We start from the raw sequence: 17,245 nt of genomic DNA on the forward strand, positions 1-17,245 counted from the left end.
CGATGAATTTCTGGCTTTTGCATCCCTAGCCAACAGACAACGCCCGGCTGAGAAAAAATCCAACACTCACAGGCGGGGGTTTGAGGAGGCATCCGGCGCGCTGAGGAAAGAGCGGAGGCCAGGGCGAGCCGACAGGACGTCGGCGAGAGGCCGGAACGAGCCAGGACGGCGAGTCCGGACGGTCCGTCAGGCCGCAGTGAGTGACGAAGGGACAGCGAAGGCTGCCGGACGCCGGGATTGTTAAGGGGCGGGCGTAAGCCCCTTAACACGTCCGCCTGCACAGGCCATGCTGAAACTCCCCCACGCCTGGCGGGCGGAACCTTCACAGAGTGAGCAGTCACTAAATCTCCGCCGCAACAGCGGCCTCTTTATCTTCTGCCTTCATCGCGATGAATTTCTGGCTTTTGCATCCCCAGCCAACAGACAACGCCCGGCTGAGAAAAAACCTATCACTCACAAAAGGCGGTTTGAGGAGGCGCGCCGAGGAGAGAACGGAGGCCAGGGCGAGCCGACAGGACGTCGGCGAGAGGCCGGAACGAGCCAGGACGGCGAGTCCGGTCGGTCCGTCAGGCCGCAGTGAGTGACGAAGGGACAGCGAAGGCTGCCGGACGCCGGGATTGTTAAGGGGCGGGCGTAAGCCCCTTAACACGTCCGCCTGCACAGGCCGGGCTGAAACTCCCCCACGCCTGGCGAGCGGAACCTCCACGGAGTGAACCACCACACCCTGCGTGCCTGGCCAGCCCGTCAGACCGTACTATCTCCCCCGCCTGGCGGGCGGAACGCTTCACAGCGTGATCCTCCACGCCAGGCGTAACCTCTACTACAATCGCACTGGCGAAATATGCCAGATCTCATCCGCATATTCCTGAATCGTCCTGTCTGATGAGAAATAACCCATCCCTGCGATATTCAGCGCGGCGCGGCGTTGCCACTCTTCAGGTCGGCGATAAAGCGCATCCACTTTATCCTGTGTATCCACATAGCTGCGGTAGTCGGCTAACAGCTGATAGTGATCGCCGAAATTCACCAGCGAATCGAACAAATTACGGTAGCGTTCCGGTTCTTGTGGACTAAATACGCCGGATGCAATCTGCGTCAGTACCTGGTGCAGCTCTGCATCCTCTTCATAATATTTACGCGGATTGTAGCCGTCGCGTCGTAATGCTTCGACCTGGGGCGTGGTATTGCCAAAAATAAAGATATTCTCTTCGCCGACATGCTCAAGCATTTCAACGTTAGCGCCATCCAGCGTACCGATAGTTAATGCGCCGTTCAGCGCAAACTTCATGTTACTGGTGCCAGAGGCTTCTGTGCCCGCGGTTGAAATCTGCTCAGAAAGATCGGCAGCCGGGATGATGATCTGCGCCAGGCTGACACTGTAATTCGGGATAAAGACCACTTTCAGCTTGTTTTTCACCTGCGGATCATTATTGATCACCTTCGCAACGTCGTTGATCAGATGAATAATATGCTTTGCCACGTAATAAGCGGATGCCGCTTTACCCGCAAAAATATTCACACGCGGTGTCCAGTCGCCATCCGGATCGGCTTTAATGCGATTGTAGCGAGTAATCACATGTAACACGTTGAGAAGCTGACGTTTATACTCGTGAATGCGCTTAATCTGCACGTCAAATAACGCGTTCGGATCAAGCACGACATCCAGATTTTTCGCCACCCACTCCGCCAGACGACGTTTATTCTGATGCTTCGCCACCGCCACTTTTTCAATAAAGGCAGGATAATCAATCTGCGTTTTCAGCTCATTAAGCTGGCTCAGCTCGGTGCGCCAGTTACGACCAATTTCTTCATCCAGGACGTCAGACAACGCCGGGTTTGCCAGCGCCAGCCAGCGACGCGGTGTTACACCGTTGGTTTTGTTGCAGAAACGGCCTGGAAACAACCGGGAGAAGTCGGCAAAGAGCGACTGCACCATCAGGTTGGAATGCAGTTCAGAAACGCCATTAACTTTATGACTGATCACTACCGCCAGCCACGCCATACGAATCTGGCGACCATTTTTTTCGTCGATAATGGAAATGCGCGACAGCAGATCCCAGTCATCCGGGTAGTAATCCTGGATAGTTTTCAGGAAATAATCGTTAATTTCAAAAATAATACTGAGATGGCGCGGCAGGATCCGGCCAATCATATCCACAGGCCAGGTTTCCAGCGCTTCGGTCATCAATGTATGGTTGGTATAAGAGAATACCTGGCAGATCACTTCAAAAGCGTTGTCCCAGCTAAACTTCTGTTCATCGATCAGCAAGCGCATCAGTTCAGGAATTGCCAAAACCGGATGCGTATCGTTGAGGTGAATCGCAATCTTATCTGCCAGATTGTCCCAGGTTTGATGCATACGCCAGTGACGGTTCAGGATGTCCTGTACGGTGGCCGAGACCAGAAAGTATTCCTGCCGCAAACGCAGCTCGCGACCTGAATAGGTTGAATCATCAGGATAAAGCACCCGCGAAACGTTTTCCGAGTGGTTTTTATCTTCCACCGCAGCGAAGTAATCGCCCTGATTAAATTTACCGAGGTTGATCTCATTACTGGCCTGGGCGCCCCATAACCGCAATGTGTTGGTGGCGTCGGTATCAAAGCCCGGAATGATTTGATCGTAAGCCATCGCCAGGATTTCTTCGGTTTCCAGCCAGCGCACCTTAGCGCCCTCATGCTGAATACGTCCGCCAAACCGCACCTTATAACGGGTATTGAAACGCTGGAATTCCCACGGATTTCCATATTCCAGCCAGTAATCCGGCGATTCCTTCTGCTGACCATCAACAATATTTTGTTTGAACATGCCGTAATCGTAGCGAATGCCATAACCCCGTCCCGGCATGCCCAGTGTGGCAAGGGAATCAAGAAAGCAGGCGGCCAGACGACCTAAGCCGCCGTTACCGAGGCCGGGATCGTTCTCCTCTTCCATCAATTCAGCCAGATCAAGCCCCATTTCATCCAGCGCCTGGTTGAGATCGTCGTAAATGCCCATCGCTAACAGCGCATTTCCTAATGTGCGGCCCATCAGGAACTCCATCGACAGGTAATAAACCTGACGCACATCCTGCGACAGCTGGGCACGGCTGGAGCGCAGCCAACGTTCCACCATGCGATCGCGCACCGCCAGCAGAGCGGCGTTCAGCCATTCGTGCTTATTGGCAATCGAGGGATCTTTACCAATGGTGAACATCAGTTTGTAAGCAATCGAGTGCTTTAGGGCATCAACTGTCAGTGTCGGTGAGGCGTAAGTGAAAGGTGCATTCATATCCAGTATCTCATCAGTTACAGCAAACGTTGGTAGAGATCGCGATAAGCTTGTGCTGCCACCTGCCAGCTAAAATCCATTCCCATCGCCTGACGCTGGACGTAACGCCATAGCGAGGGCCGGGACCACAATACAAAAGCGCGCCGAATCGCCCGAAGAAGTGACCAGGCGTTACTGTCCTCAAAACTAAAACCGCTGGCGATACCATCCGCCAGATTCTCTAACGAACTGTCGTTAACCGTATCGGCCAGGCCACCGGTTCTTCGCACCAGCGGCAAGGTGCCATATTTCAAGCCGTATAACTGCGTTAAGCCGCAAGGCTCAAAGCGGCTTGGCACCATAATGACGTCAGCGCCACCAACAATGCGGTGTGAGAATGCTTCGTGATAGCCAATCTGCACCCCCACGCTGCCGGGATGCTCTGCCGCAGCCGCTAAAAAGCCCTGCTGCAACTCCGCATCGCCCTGCCCAAGCAGCACCAGTTGCCCCCCTTGCGCCAGCAGGCCAGGTAATGCTTCGAGCACTAAATCCAGCCCTTTCTGACGCGTCAGACGACTGATGACCGCGAATACCGGCGCTTTTTCATCCACTTTCAGCCCCATGGCGACCTGGAGCTGACGCTTGTTTTCTGCCTTAGCTTCCAGCGTGTCACGGTTGTAACGCGCACTGAGTAGCAAATCATGCGCCGGGTCCCAAATGGAGGGATCAACCCCGTTGAGCACGCCGCTTAGGCGTCCTTCAAGCATGCGCTGCGCCAGTAGTGTTTCCATGCCATAACCAAATTCCGCCGAGGTAATCTCATGAGCATACGTCGGGCTAACTGCCGTGACATGATCGGCATAAAACAGACCGGCTTTCAGGTAAGAAATTTGTCCAAAGAACTCTAAGCCGTGCATATTGAAGAACGACCGGGGTAGCTGAATCTGATCCAGATGATGGGCGGAAAAGAGCCCCTGATAGGCCAGATTATGCACTGTAAATACTGATTTTGCCGGGCGACCCCGTGCTTCCATATAGGCACAGGTAAGGCCCGCATGCCAGTCATGCGCATGTACGATGTCAGGACGCCAGTAGGTATCGAGTCCACAAGCCAGCTCACATCCCATCCAGCCGAGCAGCGCAAAACGCAGATAATTATCAACGTAAGCGAACTGAGATTCGTCGTGGTAGGGGCTTCCCGGTCGCTCATACAGTCCTGGGGCATCAATCATATAAATGCCCACACCATTGAAATGTCCAAAAAGTAAGCGCACATCACCGGCAAAGGTATTTAGCTCCGCGACGACTTGCGTCTCCGTTATGCCTTTGCGCAATGCTGGAAACGCGGGAATCAGCACCCGCGTATCCGTTCCACCCGCAATTTGTGCCTGAGGTAATGCCCCGACTACATCAGCCAGCCCGCCAGTTTTGAGCAGCGGAAAAAGTTCTGAACAGACATGTAAAACCTGCATCCTCGACCTCATTAAGTTTATCAGGCACGATCCGCGTGCCGATTGCGTGTGCCGCTTATCGCTTACTGTCCCGCATTAGCCAGTTTGGCCAACATGGCACGGGTAACCAGTACGATGCCCTCTTCCGAACGGTGAAACCGCCGGCTGTCTTCATCAGGATTTTCGCCAACCACCATGCCTTCTGGCAGCACGCAGGCACGATCAATCACACAGCGGCGTAGACGACAGGATCGGCCCACGACCACATCAGGCAGCAGCACGGTGGAATCAATATTGCAAAATGAATTAATGCGTACGCGCGGGAATAAAACCGAATTCACCACCACTGAACCAGAAATGATGCAGCCGCCGGAGACTAAGGAGTTCATCGTCATGCCATGACTACCGGAGCGGTCCTGGACAAACTTCGCAGGTGGCAGCGGCGCATCACGCTGGTAATCCGGCGTGCGGCCCAGCACCGTGGCAAGATCAAAGCGAAAGCCATCAACATGGCCAACGCGTACCCAATAACGCAACGCTTCCAGCATCCACTCCATCACGCGTGGATGATGGAGGTTGAGCGTGTTACCACAGCCGGTCCAGTTTTGGTACTCGCTCTGCTCGTTCAGCCAGTAATAGCTGGCATTATCAACGCCGCGCATAGAGAGCGTCGGGCCGATTTCCTCTAGCTCGGCGGTGTGGTTAAACACCACGTCCAGCAAGACCTCGATGCCTGCGGCGTGCAGGTTTTTTACCGCCTGCTGAAACTCCTGTAAGGGCGTTAAACCTTCCTGACCGGAGGCATAACGCGGATCGATCGCCCACAGGGCAAACGGGTTGTAGCCCCAGTAATTGCTCAAGCCCAGATGCAGAAGCCGCGGCTCGCTGGCGAAATGGGCAACCGGCAGCAGTTCAAGCGCGGTAATACCAAGATGGCGCAGATAATCCACCATAACAGGATGGCCCAGCGCCGCGTAAGTCCCGCGCAGCGTTTCCGGAATTTCCGGATGCTGTTTAGTGAATCCCCGCACATGGGCTTCGTAAATAACCGTTTTACCCCAGGGCGTGTTGGGTGCGACATCATCTTCCCAGTCGAAATCTTCCGCAACCACCAGCGACTTTGGCGCTAACGCCGCATTGTCCAGCAGATCAGGTGCGGTCTCGCCACCGTTGAAGCGCGGGTCATCCGGCACATCACCCGCGACTGCGCGAGCACAGGGATCGACTAACAGCTTTGCCGGATTAAAGCGATGCCCGTGTTCCGGCGCCCAGGGACCGTGTACGCGATACCCATAACGCTGCCCCGGCCTGAGCGCGGAAAAATAGCCGTGCCAGATCCCGTCGTGGCAGCCCGGTAAATCAAAGCGTTGCTCAAGGCCGTAATCGTCGAAAAGGCAAAGTTCAACACGCTCGGCATGTTGCGAGAACAGCGTAAAATTGACGCCTTTGCCATCGTAACTGGCGCCTAACGGCGCAATACGGCCAGGTTTCAACGTCATTCACCCTCCCGCACCAGCCACACGGTTGAAAGCGGTGGCAGGTTCAGGCTGAGCGATTGTGGCCGACCGTGACTGTCAATCTGATCGGTCCACACCCGATGATTGCGTACATCGCTGCCGTGATATTCATGCTGATCGGTGTTTAACACTTCACGCCAGCCACCTGCCTGATTAACGCCAAAGCGATATGCCGGACGGGGCACCGGCGTGAAATTGCTGACGACAATCATTTCGTTGCCTTCACGATCGCGACGCACAAAGGCAAACACCGAGTTTTCAAAGTCATCGACGACTAACCATTCAAAGCCTTCAGGTTCGAAGTCGAGCTGATAAAGCTGGGTATAATGGCGATAGGTAAAGTTAAGATCGCGCACCAGGCGCTGCACGCCGTTGTGCCAGTTGTCACCGCCTTCCAGCAGATGCCAGTCAAGGCTGACGTCGTGATTCCATTCTTTGCCCTGAGCAAATTCATTCCCCATAAACAGCAGTTTTTTGCCGGGGAAGGCCCACATCCAGCCATAGTAAGCACGCAGGTTGGCAAATTTTTGCCATGCATCGCCCGGCATACGGTCAAGAATGGAACCCTTACCATGCACCACTTCATCATGCGACAGCGGCAGCACGAAGTTCTCGGTATAGTTGTACATCATGCCAAAGCTCATCAGGTTGTGATGATACTGACGATGTACCGGATCAAGCTTCATATAGTCGAGCGTGTCGTGCATCCAGCCGAGGTTCCATTTGAACCAGAAACCCAGCCCGCCGCTTTCCGGTGGACGTGATACGCCAGGGTAATCGGTAGACTCTTCCGCCACGGTAATTGAACCTGGTGCAGCGTGGCCCAGCGTGCGATTGGTATAACGCAGGAAGGTAATCGCTTCGAGATTTTCCCGACCACCATAGTGATTGGGAATCCACTGCCCTTCGGCACGGCTGTAATCGCGGTATATCATTGATGCCACCGCATCAACGCGCAGGCCGTCAATGCCGAAGCGTTCCATCCAGTACAGCGCATTACCCGATAAATAGTTGCTGACTTCGCGGCGTCCAAAGTTGTAAATCAGCGTGTTCCAGTCCTGATGGTAGCCTTCACGCGGATCGCTGTGCTCGTAGAGTTCAGTACCATCGAACTTCGCCAGGCCAAAATCATCGCTGGGGAAATGACCAGGAACCCAATCCAGCAGCACGTTCAGACCCGCAGCGTGGGCGCTGGCAATAAATTGTCGGAATTCATCCCGCGTACCAAAGCGGCGCGTCGGCGCGTACATGCCCAGCGGTTGATACCCCCAGCTGCCGTCAAACGGATGCTCGTTAATCGGCAGCAGTTCAATGTGGGTGAATCCCATCTCTTTAACGTAAGGGACCAGTTGCTCAGCCAGCTCTTTGTAGCTCAGCCAGAAGTTGTTGTCGGTGTGGCGACGCCAGGAGCCGAGATGGACTTCATAGATGGAGATGGGCGCATCAAACGCGTTCGCCGCTTTGCGCTCGGCTTTTATCTCCAGTTTGTTCGGCAGGCCGCAAATCATTGAAGCCGTTTCTGGACGCATCTGCGCTTCAAAAGCAAAGGGATCGGCTTTAATGCGTAGCTTGTCGTTAACATCAATAATTTCAAATTTGTATAGCTGGCCGTTAAAAGCCCCCGGCACAAACAGTTCCCAGATGCCCATTTCGCGACGCAGCCGCATGGGATGACGGCGGCCATCCCAGAAATTAAAATCACCGACCACGGAAACACGGCGCGCGTTTGGCGCCCACACGCAGAAACGTGTCCCGCTGACGCCATCGATGACCGTGCCATGGGCGCCCAGCGTTTCATAAGGCCGCAGGTGTGTGCCTTCCGCCAGTAACCACGCATCCATCTCTTCCAGCAGGGGGCCAAAGCGATAAGCATCATCCAGCAGGTTTTGTTGTCCGTGCCAGTTCACCGCCAACTGATAGCGGAAAGGATTTTTGCGGCGCGGGATGACGCCGCTGAAAAAACCACGTGAATCGACACACTTGAGTTGGGCAAGTTTTCGTCCGGTATTCGTTTCAATGACCCAGACTTCCGAGGCTTCGGGTAACAAAGCCCGCACTTCAAGGCCATGTTCAGTCTGGTGCATCCCCAGTAACGAAAAGGGATCGGCATAATTACCCGCAAACAGGGCGTTGATCGCCTGGCGATCGGGAAGCTCTGACATGACTTTCTTCCTGTGATATTTGGCAGGCGAAATGGGCGCGATCTTTCGCGCGCATCAGATGCGCTGCTCTTCATTGAGCCATGCGTACAACGACAAGGGAGAGAGCCAGTCCATGGGGAAGATTCTTTGCCGTGTACAACAACCATTCAGTTCGGAAATCAAAACAGTCAACTAGCGGCACATCATTGCTAAATCATAGCTTGGCGTTGGAATTTTCCAGGGCAGAAAGCGAAAAATTATTTACTAACAATCAAAAAGGGGAAGCTGATCACTTATAGCAAGCGAAACGATTTGACTTATTACAGTATAAAATGCAAAAAAGCCGGACATTTCCGGCTTTGATGAAGAGAGGAGAAGTTTAGTCTACCAGCAGACGCAACATGCGACGCAGCGGTTCAGCCGCGCCCCACAGTAGCTGATCGCCCACTGTGAAGGCGGAGAGATATTCCGGCCCCATGTTGAGCTTGCGCAGGCGGCCAACTGGCGTGTTCAGCGTGCCGGTAACAGCAGCGGGTGTCAGTTCACGCATCGTCAGCTCGCGATCGTTTGGCACCACTTTCACCCATTCATTATGCGATGCCAGTAGCTGTTCAATCTCAGCCAGCGGCAGATCTTTTTTCAGTTTTAGCGTGAATGCCTGACTGTGGCAGCGCAGTGCCCCCACACGTACACACAAACCATCCACCGGAATGGTGTGTTGAGTGCGCAGAATCTTGTTAGTTTCCGCCTGGCCTTTCCACTCTTCACGGCTCTGACCATTTTCAAGCTGCTTATCGATCCACGGAATCAGGCTACCGGCGAGCGGCACGCCGAAATTATCGGTTGGTAAAGTGCCGGAACGGGTAAAGTCGGTGACGTTGCGCTCAATATCCAGAATCGCTGAGGCGGGATCCTGCAACGATTTCGCTACGTGATCGTGCAGCATACCCATTTGCGTCAGCAGTTCACGCATGTGACGTGCGCCGCCACCCGACGCCGCCTGATAGGTGGCAACCGATGCCCACTCAACCAGATCCTGAGCAAACAGGCCGCCGAGCGACATTAGCATCAAGCTTACGGTGCAGTTACCGCCAACAAAGGTAGTGATACCGCTGTCGATGCCCTGCCGAATGACCTGATGGTTGACCGGATCGAGAATAATAATGGCATCATCCTGCATACGCAGCGTGGAGGCCGCATCAATCCAGTACCCTTTCCAGCCGCTGGCGCGCAGCTTCGGATAAACGTCACTGGTGTAGTCGCCACCCTGGCAGGTGATAATAATGTCCAGCGCTTTCAGCGCATCGATATTAAACGCATCCTGCAACACGCCGCGTTTACCGCCAAATTCCGGCGCCGCCTGGCCATGTTGTGAGGTGGAGAAAAAGACCGGATTGATAACATCAAAATCACGCTCTTCGATCATGCGCGACATCAGCACTGAGCCGACCATACCGCGCCAACCAACTAAACCTACATTCTTCATGTTGTGCCCGTTTCAGGTTGTATGCATCACCTGACTTTCTATCAATGGGAAGAGCAGAATGTCACTTTCACGCCACTCTGCGTAATAATCAGATTTACCTGTGACCATCAACTCTACAAAATGCAGCATTTCTGGCAAGTGAATTAATGCGATAGCGCTAACTTTTTCAGCAGCGTTCCTAATAACGCCGGTTTTCCGGCAACAAGACGACGTAAAACAAATGACTGAAATGATTTCTGCAACAATATTATTGTTGTTAATTATGGATCCACTGGGCAATTTGCCGATTTTTATGTCGGTTTTAAAGCATCTGGAACCCAGACGGCGACGTGTGGTGTTAATCCGCGAAATGCTGATTGCGCTGACAATTATGTTGCTGTTTTTGTTTGCCGGTGAACGCATCCTGGCGTTTTTGAATCTGCGCACTGAAACCGTTTCTATTTCTGGCGGCGTGATCCTGTTCCTGATCGCCATTAAAATGATTTTTCCTTCGCCGGAGAGCAGCAGCACCGGTTTGCCTGCTGGCGAAGAGCCTTTCCTCGTGCCGCTGGCGATCCCTTTAGTCGCCGGGCCATCGCTGCTGGCAACCCTGATGCTGCTGTCGCATCAATATCCCCATCAAATGTCGCATCTGGTCGGTGCGCTGCTGCTCGCCTGGGGCATCACCGTAGTGATTCTGTTGCTGTCAGGTTTGTTTCTGAAATTGCTTGGTGATAAAGGCGTGAACGCGCTGGAACGTCTGATGGGGCTGATTTTGATTATGCTGGCAACGCAGATGTTTTTGGATGGGATCCGGGTGTATTTAAAGCTTTAAACGATCAGGCTGAGGCGGGCTTTAAACCCGCCTCACTGCATTAAGAGAGCAACTCAAATGCAATCATGCCGACAACAGCCCCAACCGTGCCGAGAAGGGTTTCCATTAGCGTCCAGGTTTTCAGCGTTTCCGCTTCACTGGCACCGGTAAAGCGGCCAAACAGCCAAAAACCGGCATCGTTAACGTGACTAATAATAATCGAACCGCCACCAATGCAAATCGACAGCGCCGCCAGTTGCGCACCGCTGTAATGCAGCGGCTCAATCACCGGCATAATCAAGCCAACGGTTGTTAAACACGCAACGGTTGCAGACCCCTGAATAACGCGCACCGCGCCAGACAGAATAAAGCAGGCCAGCGCAACCGGCAGACCTGCGCCCGTCAGCGCATTACCGAGTACCGGTCCCACGCCCGAATCCACCAGCACCTGCTTAAACACGCCGCCCGCGCCAATCACCAGCAGGATGATACCGGCCGGTTGCAGCGCGCTACCGCAAACCTGCATCACCTTCTCTTTATCCATGCCCTGACGGTAAGCCAGACCATAGATCGCCACCAGACACGCCAGCAGAATCGCGGTAAAGGGATGGCCAATAAATTGCAGCCATTCATACAGCGAAGTCCCTTCGGTGGTGAAACGCGCGCCGATGGTTTTCAGGCCAACCAGCACCAGCGGGAATAAAATCAGCGCCAGGCTAAAGCTAAACGACGGTAGCTTGCTTTCATCAACATCAGGCTGGTGATCTTCCGGCGGTGCGCTGAAGGTGACGTGATTACCAATGAAGTTGCCAAACAGCGGACCCGCAATCAGCATGCCGGGAATGGCAGCGCACAAGCCCAGCAGGATCATCCAGCCAAAATCGGCATGCATCTGCGAGGCCAGTAGCATCGGCGCTGGCCCCGGCAGCAGAAAGGCAGCCGAAGCGGCAACGCCCGCGAACAGTGGGATCACCAGTTTCACTAAATTACCCTGGGTGCGACGCGCCACGGCAAACGCAATGCTGATTAGCAACACCACCGCCACTTCAAAAAACAGCGGCAGCGCACAAATCAAGCCAGCAATCCCCATCGCGTAATGCGCCCGGCTTTCGCCAAAGGTACTCAGCATCCGTTTCGCTATTTGATCCACTGCACCGGTTTCATGCAGTATTTTGCCGAACATCGCTCCCAGCGCCACGACAATGGCAAGGAAACCGAGCGTTCCGCCCATCCCTTTCTGCATGGTGTCTGCAATTTTATCGAGCGGCATACCGGAAAACAGACCGGCACCAATTGAGACGAGCATCAGAGCAACAAAGGCGTGCAGGCGGGCTTTCATTACCAAAAAAAGCAGCAGCAGGACTGAGCCTGCTGCGGTCAAAACGAGTGTTGCGGTATTCATTGACTAGCCTTGATTGATTGCTTCCTTGATGGTCGCAACCGTAGCCGCTACAACCTCGTCCAGTGAATGATCAATATCCACCATTAATACGTCCGGCTCATCGTTGCCAGGTTCTTCCAGCGTGGCGAACTGCGTCACCAACATTTGCGGCTTAAAGAAGTGCCCCTTACGCGCTTTCAACCGGGATTCGATGGTATCGAAATCACCTTTCAGATAAATGAAACGCAGATTGTCATTACCCTGACGCAGGATGTCACGGTAACGCTTTTTCAGTGCCGAGCAGACAATAATTGAAATCGCCTGCGTGCGCTGCATTGCAAACGCGGCGTCATTCAACGCCTGCAACCACGGCTGGCGATCGTTGTCATCCAGCGGATGGCCCTTGGCCATTTTCATAATGTTGGCGCGTGGATGGAGAAAATCACCGTCGAGGAAGGCGGTATTCAGTTGTTGCGAAACCTGGTTGGCGACGGCAGATTTACCGCTGCCTGAAACGCCCATCAGGATAAAGACATGATGCGACGGGGAATGCGTTGTCATTTTTCTGCTCCGGCAGATGAACTTGCCAATGTTACCGATAACAATACCGATCCTTATTGTCTTGACCGCTTCGCGGCCTGGCAACCTTTTTACCCGGAAAAGCATAAAAGTGTGAGCTGATTCAAATATTCGTCAGAATCAGATGCTGCCGCCTTCCGTTATTTCAAATCCTACATCAAGGGGCTGGCTAGCGCTGTGGTCGCCCGCGATACGGGCCAGCAACAGTGCGGCCGCTTCACGTCCCATGCGATCGCGTGGCGTCAATACGGTTGCCAGACGCGGCGTCACAACCTGTGCGATGTCATGGCCGTGAAATCCGGCAATTGCCATTTGCATTGGGACCTGTAATCCCTGACGCTGGCACTCAAACATCGCGCCCACTGCCAGATCATCATTGGTACAAAACAGGCTGTCAGTTTCAGGGTAAAGACGCTGTGCTTCACGTAACAATTCCCCCCCTGCGCTGAACGAGGAGGCATCTTCCATCATCACGCTATGCGGCGTAAGCCCTGCCTCCTGCATCGCTTTTTCATAACCGCGCTGCTTTTGCAGAGTGCGTTCATCAAAGCGCGCCCCTAAATACACCGTGTGGCGATGGCCCTTCTTCAGAATAGCCTGGGTCATCTGACGTGCCGCTTCAACGTTGTCAAAACCCACCGCCATATCCAGGCACGGCGTTACGCAGTCCATCACTTCAATTACCGGAATGCCTGCCACTTCCAGCATACGCAACGTACCCGGCGTATGGCCGCGTTCCGTCAGGATAACGCCGTCAATGTTCCAGCCCAGCAGTGAACGTAATTGCAGCTCTTCTTTTTGCGGGTTGTAACCAAAGTGCGCCACCAGCGTCTGGTAGCCCGCCTCATCAGTGACGGCTTCAATGCCGCGCAGCACGTCGGCAAAAACCTGGTTGGTAAGCGAAGGCAGCAGCACACCAATAGCGCGACTGGTGGCGTTAGAAAGCATATCGGGAGCGCGATTAGGAATGTAACCAAGCTCATCCAGCGCGACGGCAATTTTCTCGCCTAGCGCCGCAGAGACCTGCTCAGGATTGCGCAGGTAGCGACTAACGGTCATTTTTGTTATGCCGACGCGATCGGCAACGTCCTGTAATACCGGTCTTTTTTTCTTCATCGTAAGCGCCTGAAGTCGGATTTACGATGAGTCTACCACTAAATTGTCACGGAATTGCCACTGGGGCGCGACGAGGCGCGCCCCTTAAGGCTTTAAACGGGGGGAAGATCAAACAGCAAAACTTCGGCAGCGCTGTTAGCTTCAATAGTCAGGGCAGACTCATCCCAGATGGCCAACGCATCACTGGTTGCGGCAACCTCACCGTTCACGTTGATCTCACCTTTTACTACCTGCACCCAGATGCGGCGACCGGCTTCAATCGCGATGCTGTCACTATCGCCTGCGGCAAATACCCAGCGCGATAATGTCATATCCTGATAAACCTTAAGCGAACCGTCGCGCGCATCTGGCGTCAGGATAAACTGACGACCTTCCACATCAGAGAAACGGCGTTGATCGTAACGTGGCTCAATACCGGTACGTTCTGGAATAATCCAGATTTGGTACAGATGCAGCGCCTCAGTGCTGCTGGCGTTATATTCAGAATGCCGCACGCCAGTGCCCGCACTCATGATCTGAAACTCGCCCGCTGGGATCTGCTCTTTGTTGCCCATGCTATCCTGGTGCTCAACGGTGCCAGACAGTACATAGGTCAGGATTTCCATGTCTTTATGGGGGTGCGTACCAAAACCCTGGCCCGGATCGATGACATCCTCATTGATCACACGCAGCGCCGAAAAGCCCATAAAATTGGCATCGTAATAGTTAGCAAACGAAAAGGTGTGCCAGCTATCCAGCCAGCCGTGGCTGGCATGTCCGCGCGCTTCCGCTTTACGTAAATAAATCATATTCAATTCTCCTCAAGGTTTTTTCTAGTCTGGTCCTGAGAGCACGGGATTGATAGCTGAAAAACTTCACGCCTCTGTTCAAAAAAAATGAATCAGTTATCACGCATCGATAAGCAGAGCCTGCTGCAGCATATGATGCTGTAAAAAGAAGGCGGGCAGAGTCGGTAACGCTCTGTCTTTGGGTGCAGAAGTGGAGGATTGTCAGGCAAAAAAAAGCCAGCACCCGGCTGGCTAAGAAACACTGGAAGCAATGTGAGCAATGTCGTGCTTTCTAAGGATGCCAGAGACTTCCCGAGAACGCATGACAATAATAATCATTATCATTCGCGTTTGTAAAGGCATTTTCAGATTAATTTTGATTTAATTCAAAAACCAATCCCTTGATGTTAAAAGGGATTTTATTCGGCCGCCTGAAAATCTGCTGTATTTTATCTCGCTAAAAAGTACCGGCAAGGCGTCCTGGGAGCTTAATAGCCCGCGCTCAGGTCGTCGATACTGCGCGGATCAGAAGCGCCATAGAGCGTGCCATCTGGCCCGATCATAATGCTCTGCGTGCTGCCCATGGCTGGCTGAACGTTTACATGCTGACCTTTATTTTCCAGTAAGCGCAACGTATCGGGACTGAAACCTTTCTCAACGCGCAGCTGATCCGGCAACCACTGATGATGGAAACGCGGCGCATTGGTGGCTTCTGCTACGTTCATACCGTAGTCGATGCTGTTTACCACCATCTGCAGCACGGTAGTAATAATGCGGCTGCCGCCAGGGCTGCCTGTTACCAGCCAGGTTTTGCCCGCTTTCGCCACAATAGTCGGTGACATTGAAGAGAGCGGACGTTTCGCTGGTTGCACCGCATTAGCTTCACCGCCCACTAACCCGTAGACATTTGGCGTACCAGGCCTGGCAGAAAAATCATCCATTTCATTGTTCATCAGGATACCGCTATTGCCTGCCACGATGCCGCTCCCGAAATAGGTATTAAGGGTATAAGTCACCGCCACCGCGTTGCCGTTCTTGTCTACCACCGAGAAATGGGTGGTTTGATTGCTTTCGTAAGGCGCAAGCTTGCCCGGTTTGATGTCGCTGGAAGGACGCGCTTTCGCCACATCTATCTGCTGGGCCAGCGACTTCGCATAGGCTTTGCTGGTCAATGCCTGCCACGGAACCTTGACGAAATCGGGATCGCCAAGATATTCAGAGCGGTCGGCATAGGCATATTTCTCTGCTTCTGCTATTACCTGCATCGCATCAGCGCTGCCAAAGCCCATTTTCGTCAAATCGAAATTTTCAAGAATGTTGAGAATTTGTACGATGTGAATCCCACCCGAAGAGGGCGGCGGCATAGAAAATATTTCATAGCCGCGATAGGTGCCGCTGATCGGTTTACGCTCAACTGCACGATAAGCGGCGAGATCTGCTTTGTTGATCAGGCCGCCATGCTGCGCCATTTCACCGGCAATTTCATCAGCAATGTCTCCTTTGTAGAAGGCGTCTGGCCCCTGCTGGGCGATGAGTTGCAGACTATGCGCCAGATTCTTCTGCACCAGACGATCGCCCTTCTGCCAGGGCGTGCCGTCCGGTTTGTAGAAGATGGCTTTACTGGTGGCGTGATTAATCAGCACTTCCTTACCGTAGGTTTTTAAATCGTCAGCCAGCGCATCGTTCACCACAATGCCGTCACGCGCCAGCTTGATTGCCGGTGCCAGCAGTTTGCTGAGTGGAAGCGTGCCGTATTTCTGCGCGGCTAATGCAAAACCGGCAACGGTGCCTGGCGTGCCGGACGCGAGATGCGAAGTCAGTGAGAGCTTGCTGTCGGCGTTGCCCTGCTTATCAAGGAACATATCGCGGGATGCATGGCCTGGCGCCATTTCACGAAAGTCTATCGCGGTAGTATGGCCTGACGCGGTGCGCATCAACATGAAGCCACCGCCGCCAAGATTACCCGCCTGGGGATGCGTCACAGCAAGGGCAAAGCCCACCGCGATCGCCGCATCAACAGCATTACCGCCCTGACGCAGTATGTCGACACCCACCCGGGTCGCCGTCGCATCCACTGATGCCACCATACCGTGTTGCGCCCTCACCGGATGGAACGTATCGCTATCGACACCATAAGAAACGGGCGGTGTCTGCGAGAGAATCGCGCTGGCCCCGCTGACGACGGTAAAACAGATCAACAACGACCAGCCGAGCTGGCGAACTTTGCCTTGTTTTGTCATTCTGCCGCATCCTCAGTTATTTACATTTATTATCATTTCCGCAACTGTTTACAAATACAGCAAAATAGTAAGGATTAAGTCAAATACGGCGCACTTTTAAAGGCAAAAGCTGTGATAACGCATACACTTAGAGCTGCGACCTGTAGGCCTTTTTAAGGGTGATTTACACAACAGCGATCGTATTTACGGAGGACGTAACATGAAGAAGTGGACGATCATATTCGCAGTATTGTTGCCGTTAACCAGTATGGCGAACATGCTGAATAACACTAACGAGCCAAACAGACCGGGTTATAACCCAAGTCAGCAGCGAATGCAGACACAGATGCAGACTCAACAGCAGCAGCAAAAAATGAAGTTGCAGCAGGACCAGCAGCGGCAGAACCAGGATATGCAGCGCAAAATGCAGGAGCAGCGTGACAGTGCCCAGCAGCGCGTGATTAGAACGCAGCCGGGCCAGCAGCAAAATCAGAACTAAATAAAATCGGGGCCGATGATGTCGATGCGATCGGTGCAGATAGCATCAA

General features: G+C 53.5%; 12 protein-coding genes and 1 pseudogene. 2 read left to right on the forward strand and 11 right to left on the reverse strand.

The features are described from left to right. Window positions 1-820: 820 nt before the first annotated feature. From glgP to asd, 6 genes and pseudogenes are all read right to left on the reverse strand, one after another. Entirely contained in the window at window positions 821-3,268 is a 2,448-nt protein-coding gene (glgP, locus tag QRY16_RS13215; RefSeq protein ID WP_289776908.1) for a glycogen phosphorylase, read from the reverse strand. A 17-nt stretch (window positions 3,269-3,285) separates the two neighbouring features. Then, window positions 3,286-4,719, reverse strand: coding sequence for a glycogen synthase GlgA (glgA, locus tag QRY16_RS13220; RefSeq protein WP_289776909.1), 1,434 nt, complete (start codon window positions 4,717-4,719; stop codon window positions 3,286-3,288). Between the two features lie 62 nt (window positions 4,720-4,781). Then, window positions 4,782-5,138, reverse strand: a complete 357-nt coding sequence (locus QRY16_RS22320; RefSeq protein WP_496201184.1) for a GlgC family sugar phosphate nucleotidyltransferase — start codon at window positions 5,136-5,138, stop codon at window positions 4,782-4,784. After that, a pseudogene (locus QRY16_RS13225) lies at window positions 5,136-6,197 on the reverse strand (alpha-amylase family glycosyl hydrolase); the annotation flags it as partial. The gene QRY16_RS22320 and the pseudogene QRY16_RS13225, both read right to left, overlap by 3 nt. Then, a complete protein-coding gene (gene glgB / locus QRY16_RS13230) occupies window positions 6,194-8,377 on the reverse strand; it encodes a 1,4-alpha-glucan branching enzyme (RefSeq protein ID WP_289776910.1) in 2,184 nt (727 codons plus the stop codon). The pseudogene QRY16_RS13225 and the gene glgB, both read right to left, overlap by 4 nt. A 358-nt stretch (window positions 8,378-8,735) precedes the next feature. Next, the gene (asd, locus tag QRY16_RS13235) at window positions 8,736-9,842 is read right to left on the reverse strand and encodes an aspartate-semialdehyde dehydrogenase (protein WP_289776911.1); all 1,107 of its coding nucleotides are present in this window, start codon (window positions 9,840-9,842) and stop codon (window positions 8,736-8,738) included. 220 nt (window positions 9,843-10,062) lie between these two features. Between asd and QRY16_RS13240 the strand changes: the two genes are divergently transcribed. Continuing rightward, window positions 10,063-10,656, forward strand: a complete 594-nt coding sequence (locus tag QRY16_RS13240) for a YhgN family NAAT transporter (protein ID WP_289776912.1) — start codon at window positions 10,063-10,065, stop codon at window positions 10,654-10,656. Between the two features lie 40 nt (window positions 10,657-10,696). Here QRY16_RS13240 and gntU read toward each other — a convergent pair whose 3' ends face one another. The 5 genes from gntU to ggt all read right to left on the reverse strand — a co-directional run bounded on the left by gntU (window position 10,697) and on the right by ggt (window position 16,718). Next, window positions 10,697-12,037 (reverse strand): gluconate transporter, encoded by a 1,341-nt coding sequence (gntU, locus tag QRY16_RS13245; protein WP_193404410.1) that lies wholly within the window; start codon window positions 12,035-12,037, stop codon window positions 10,697-10,699. 3 nt (window positions 12,038-12,040) lie between these two features. After that, entirely contained in the window at window positions 12,041-12,577 is a 537-nt protein-coding gene (gntK, locus tag QRY16_RS13250; protein WP_193404409.1) for a gluconokinase, read from the reverse strand. Between the two features lie 138 nt (window positions 12,578-12,715). After that, the gene (gntR, locus tag QRY16_RS13255; protein ID WP_289776913.1) at window positions 12,716-13,711 is read right to left on the reverse strand and encodes a gluconate operon transcriptional repressor GntR; all 996 of its coding nucleotides are present in this window, start codon (window positions 13,709-13,711) and stop codon (window positions 12,716-12,718) included. A 92-nt stretch (window positions 13,712-13,803) separates the two neighbouring features. Then, window positions 13,804-14,499 (reverse strand): pirin family protein, encoded by a 696-nt coding sequence (locus QRY16_RS13260; RefSeq protein ID WP_289776914.1) that lies wholly within the window; start codon window positions 14,497-14,499, stop codon window positions 13,804-13,806. A gap of 467 nt (window positions 14,500-14,966) precedes the next feature. Then, window positions 14,967-16,718: a gamma-glutamyltransferase gene (gene ggt, locus QRY16_RS13265; RefSeq protein WP_289776915.1), complete on the reverse strand. Its 1,752-nt coding sequence runs from the start codon at window positions 16,716-16,718 to the stop codon at window positions 14,967-14,969. Between the two features lie 199 nt (window positions 16,719-16,917). Here ggt and QRY16_RS13270 point away from each other — a divergent pair, with 199 nt between their 5' ends. Then, window positions 16,918-17,196: a DUF2756 domain-containing protein gene (locus QRY16_RS13270; RefSeq protein WP_193404406.1), complete on the forward strand. Its 279-nt coding sequence runs from the start codon at window positions 16,918-16,920 to the stop codon at window positions 17,194-17,196. Window positions 17,197-17,245: the final 49 nt, after the last annotated feature.

The organism is Mixta mediterraneensis (genome assembly GCF_030283135.1).
GTDB lineage: Bacteria > Pseudomonadota > Gammaproteobacteria > Enterobacterales > Enterobacteriaceae > Pantoea > Pantoea mediterraneensis.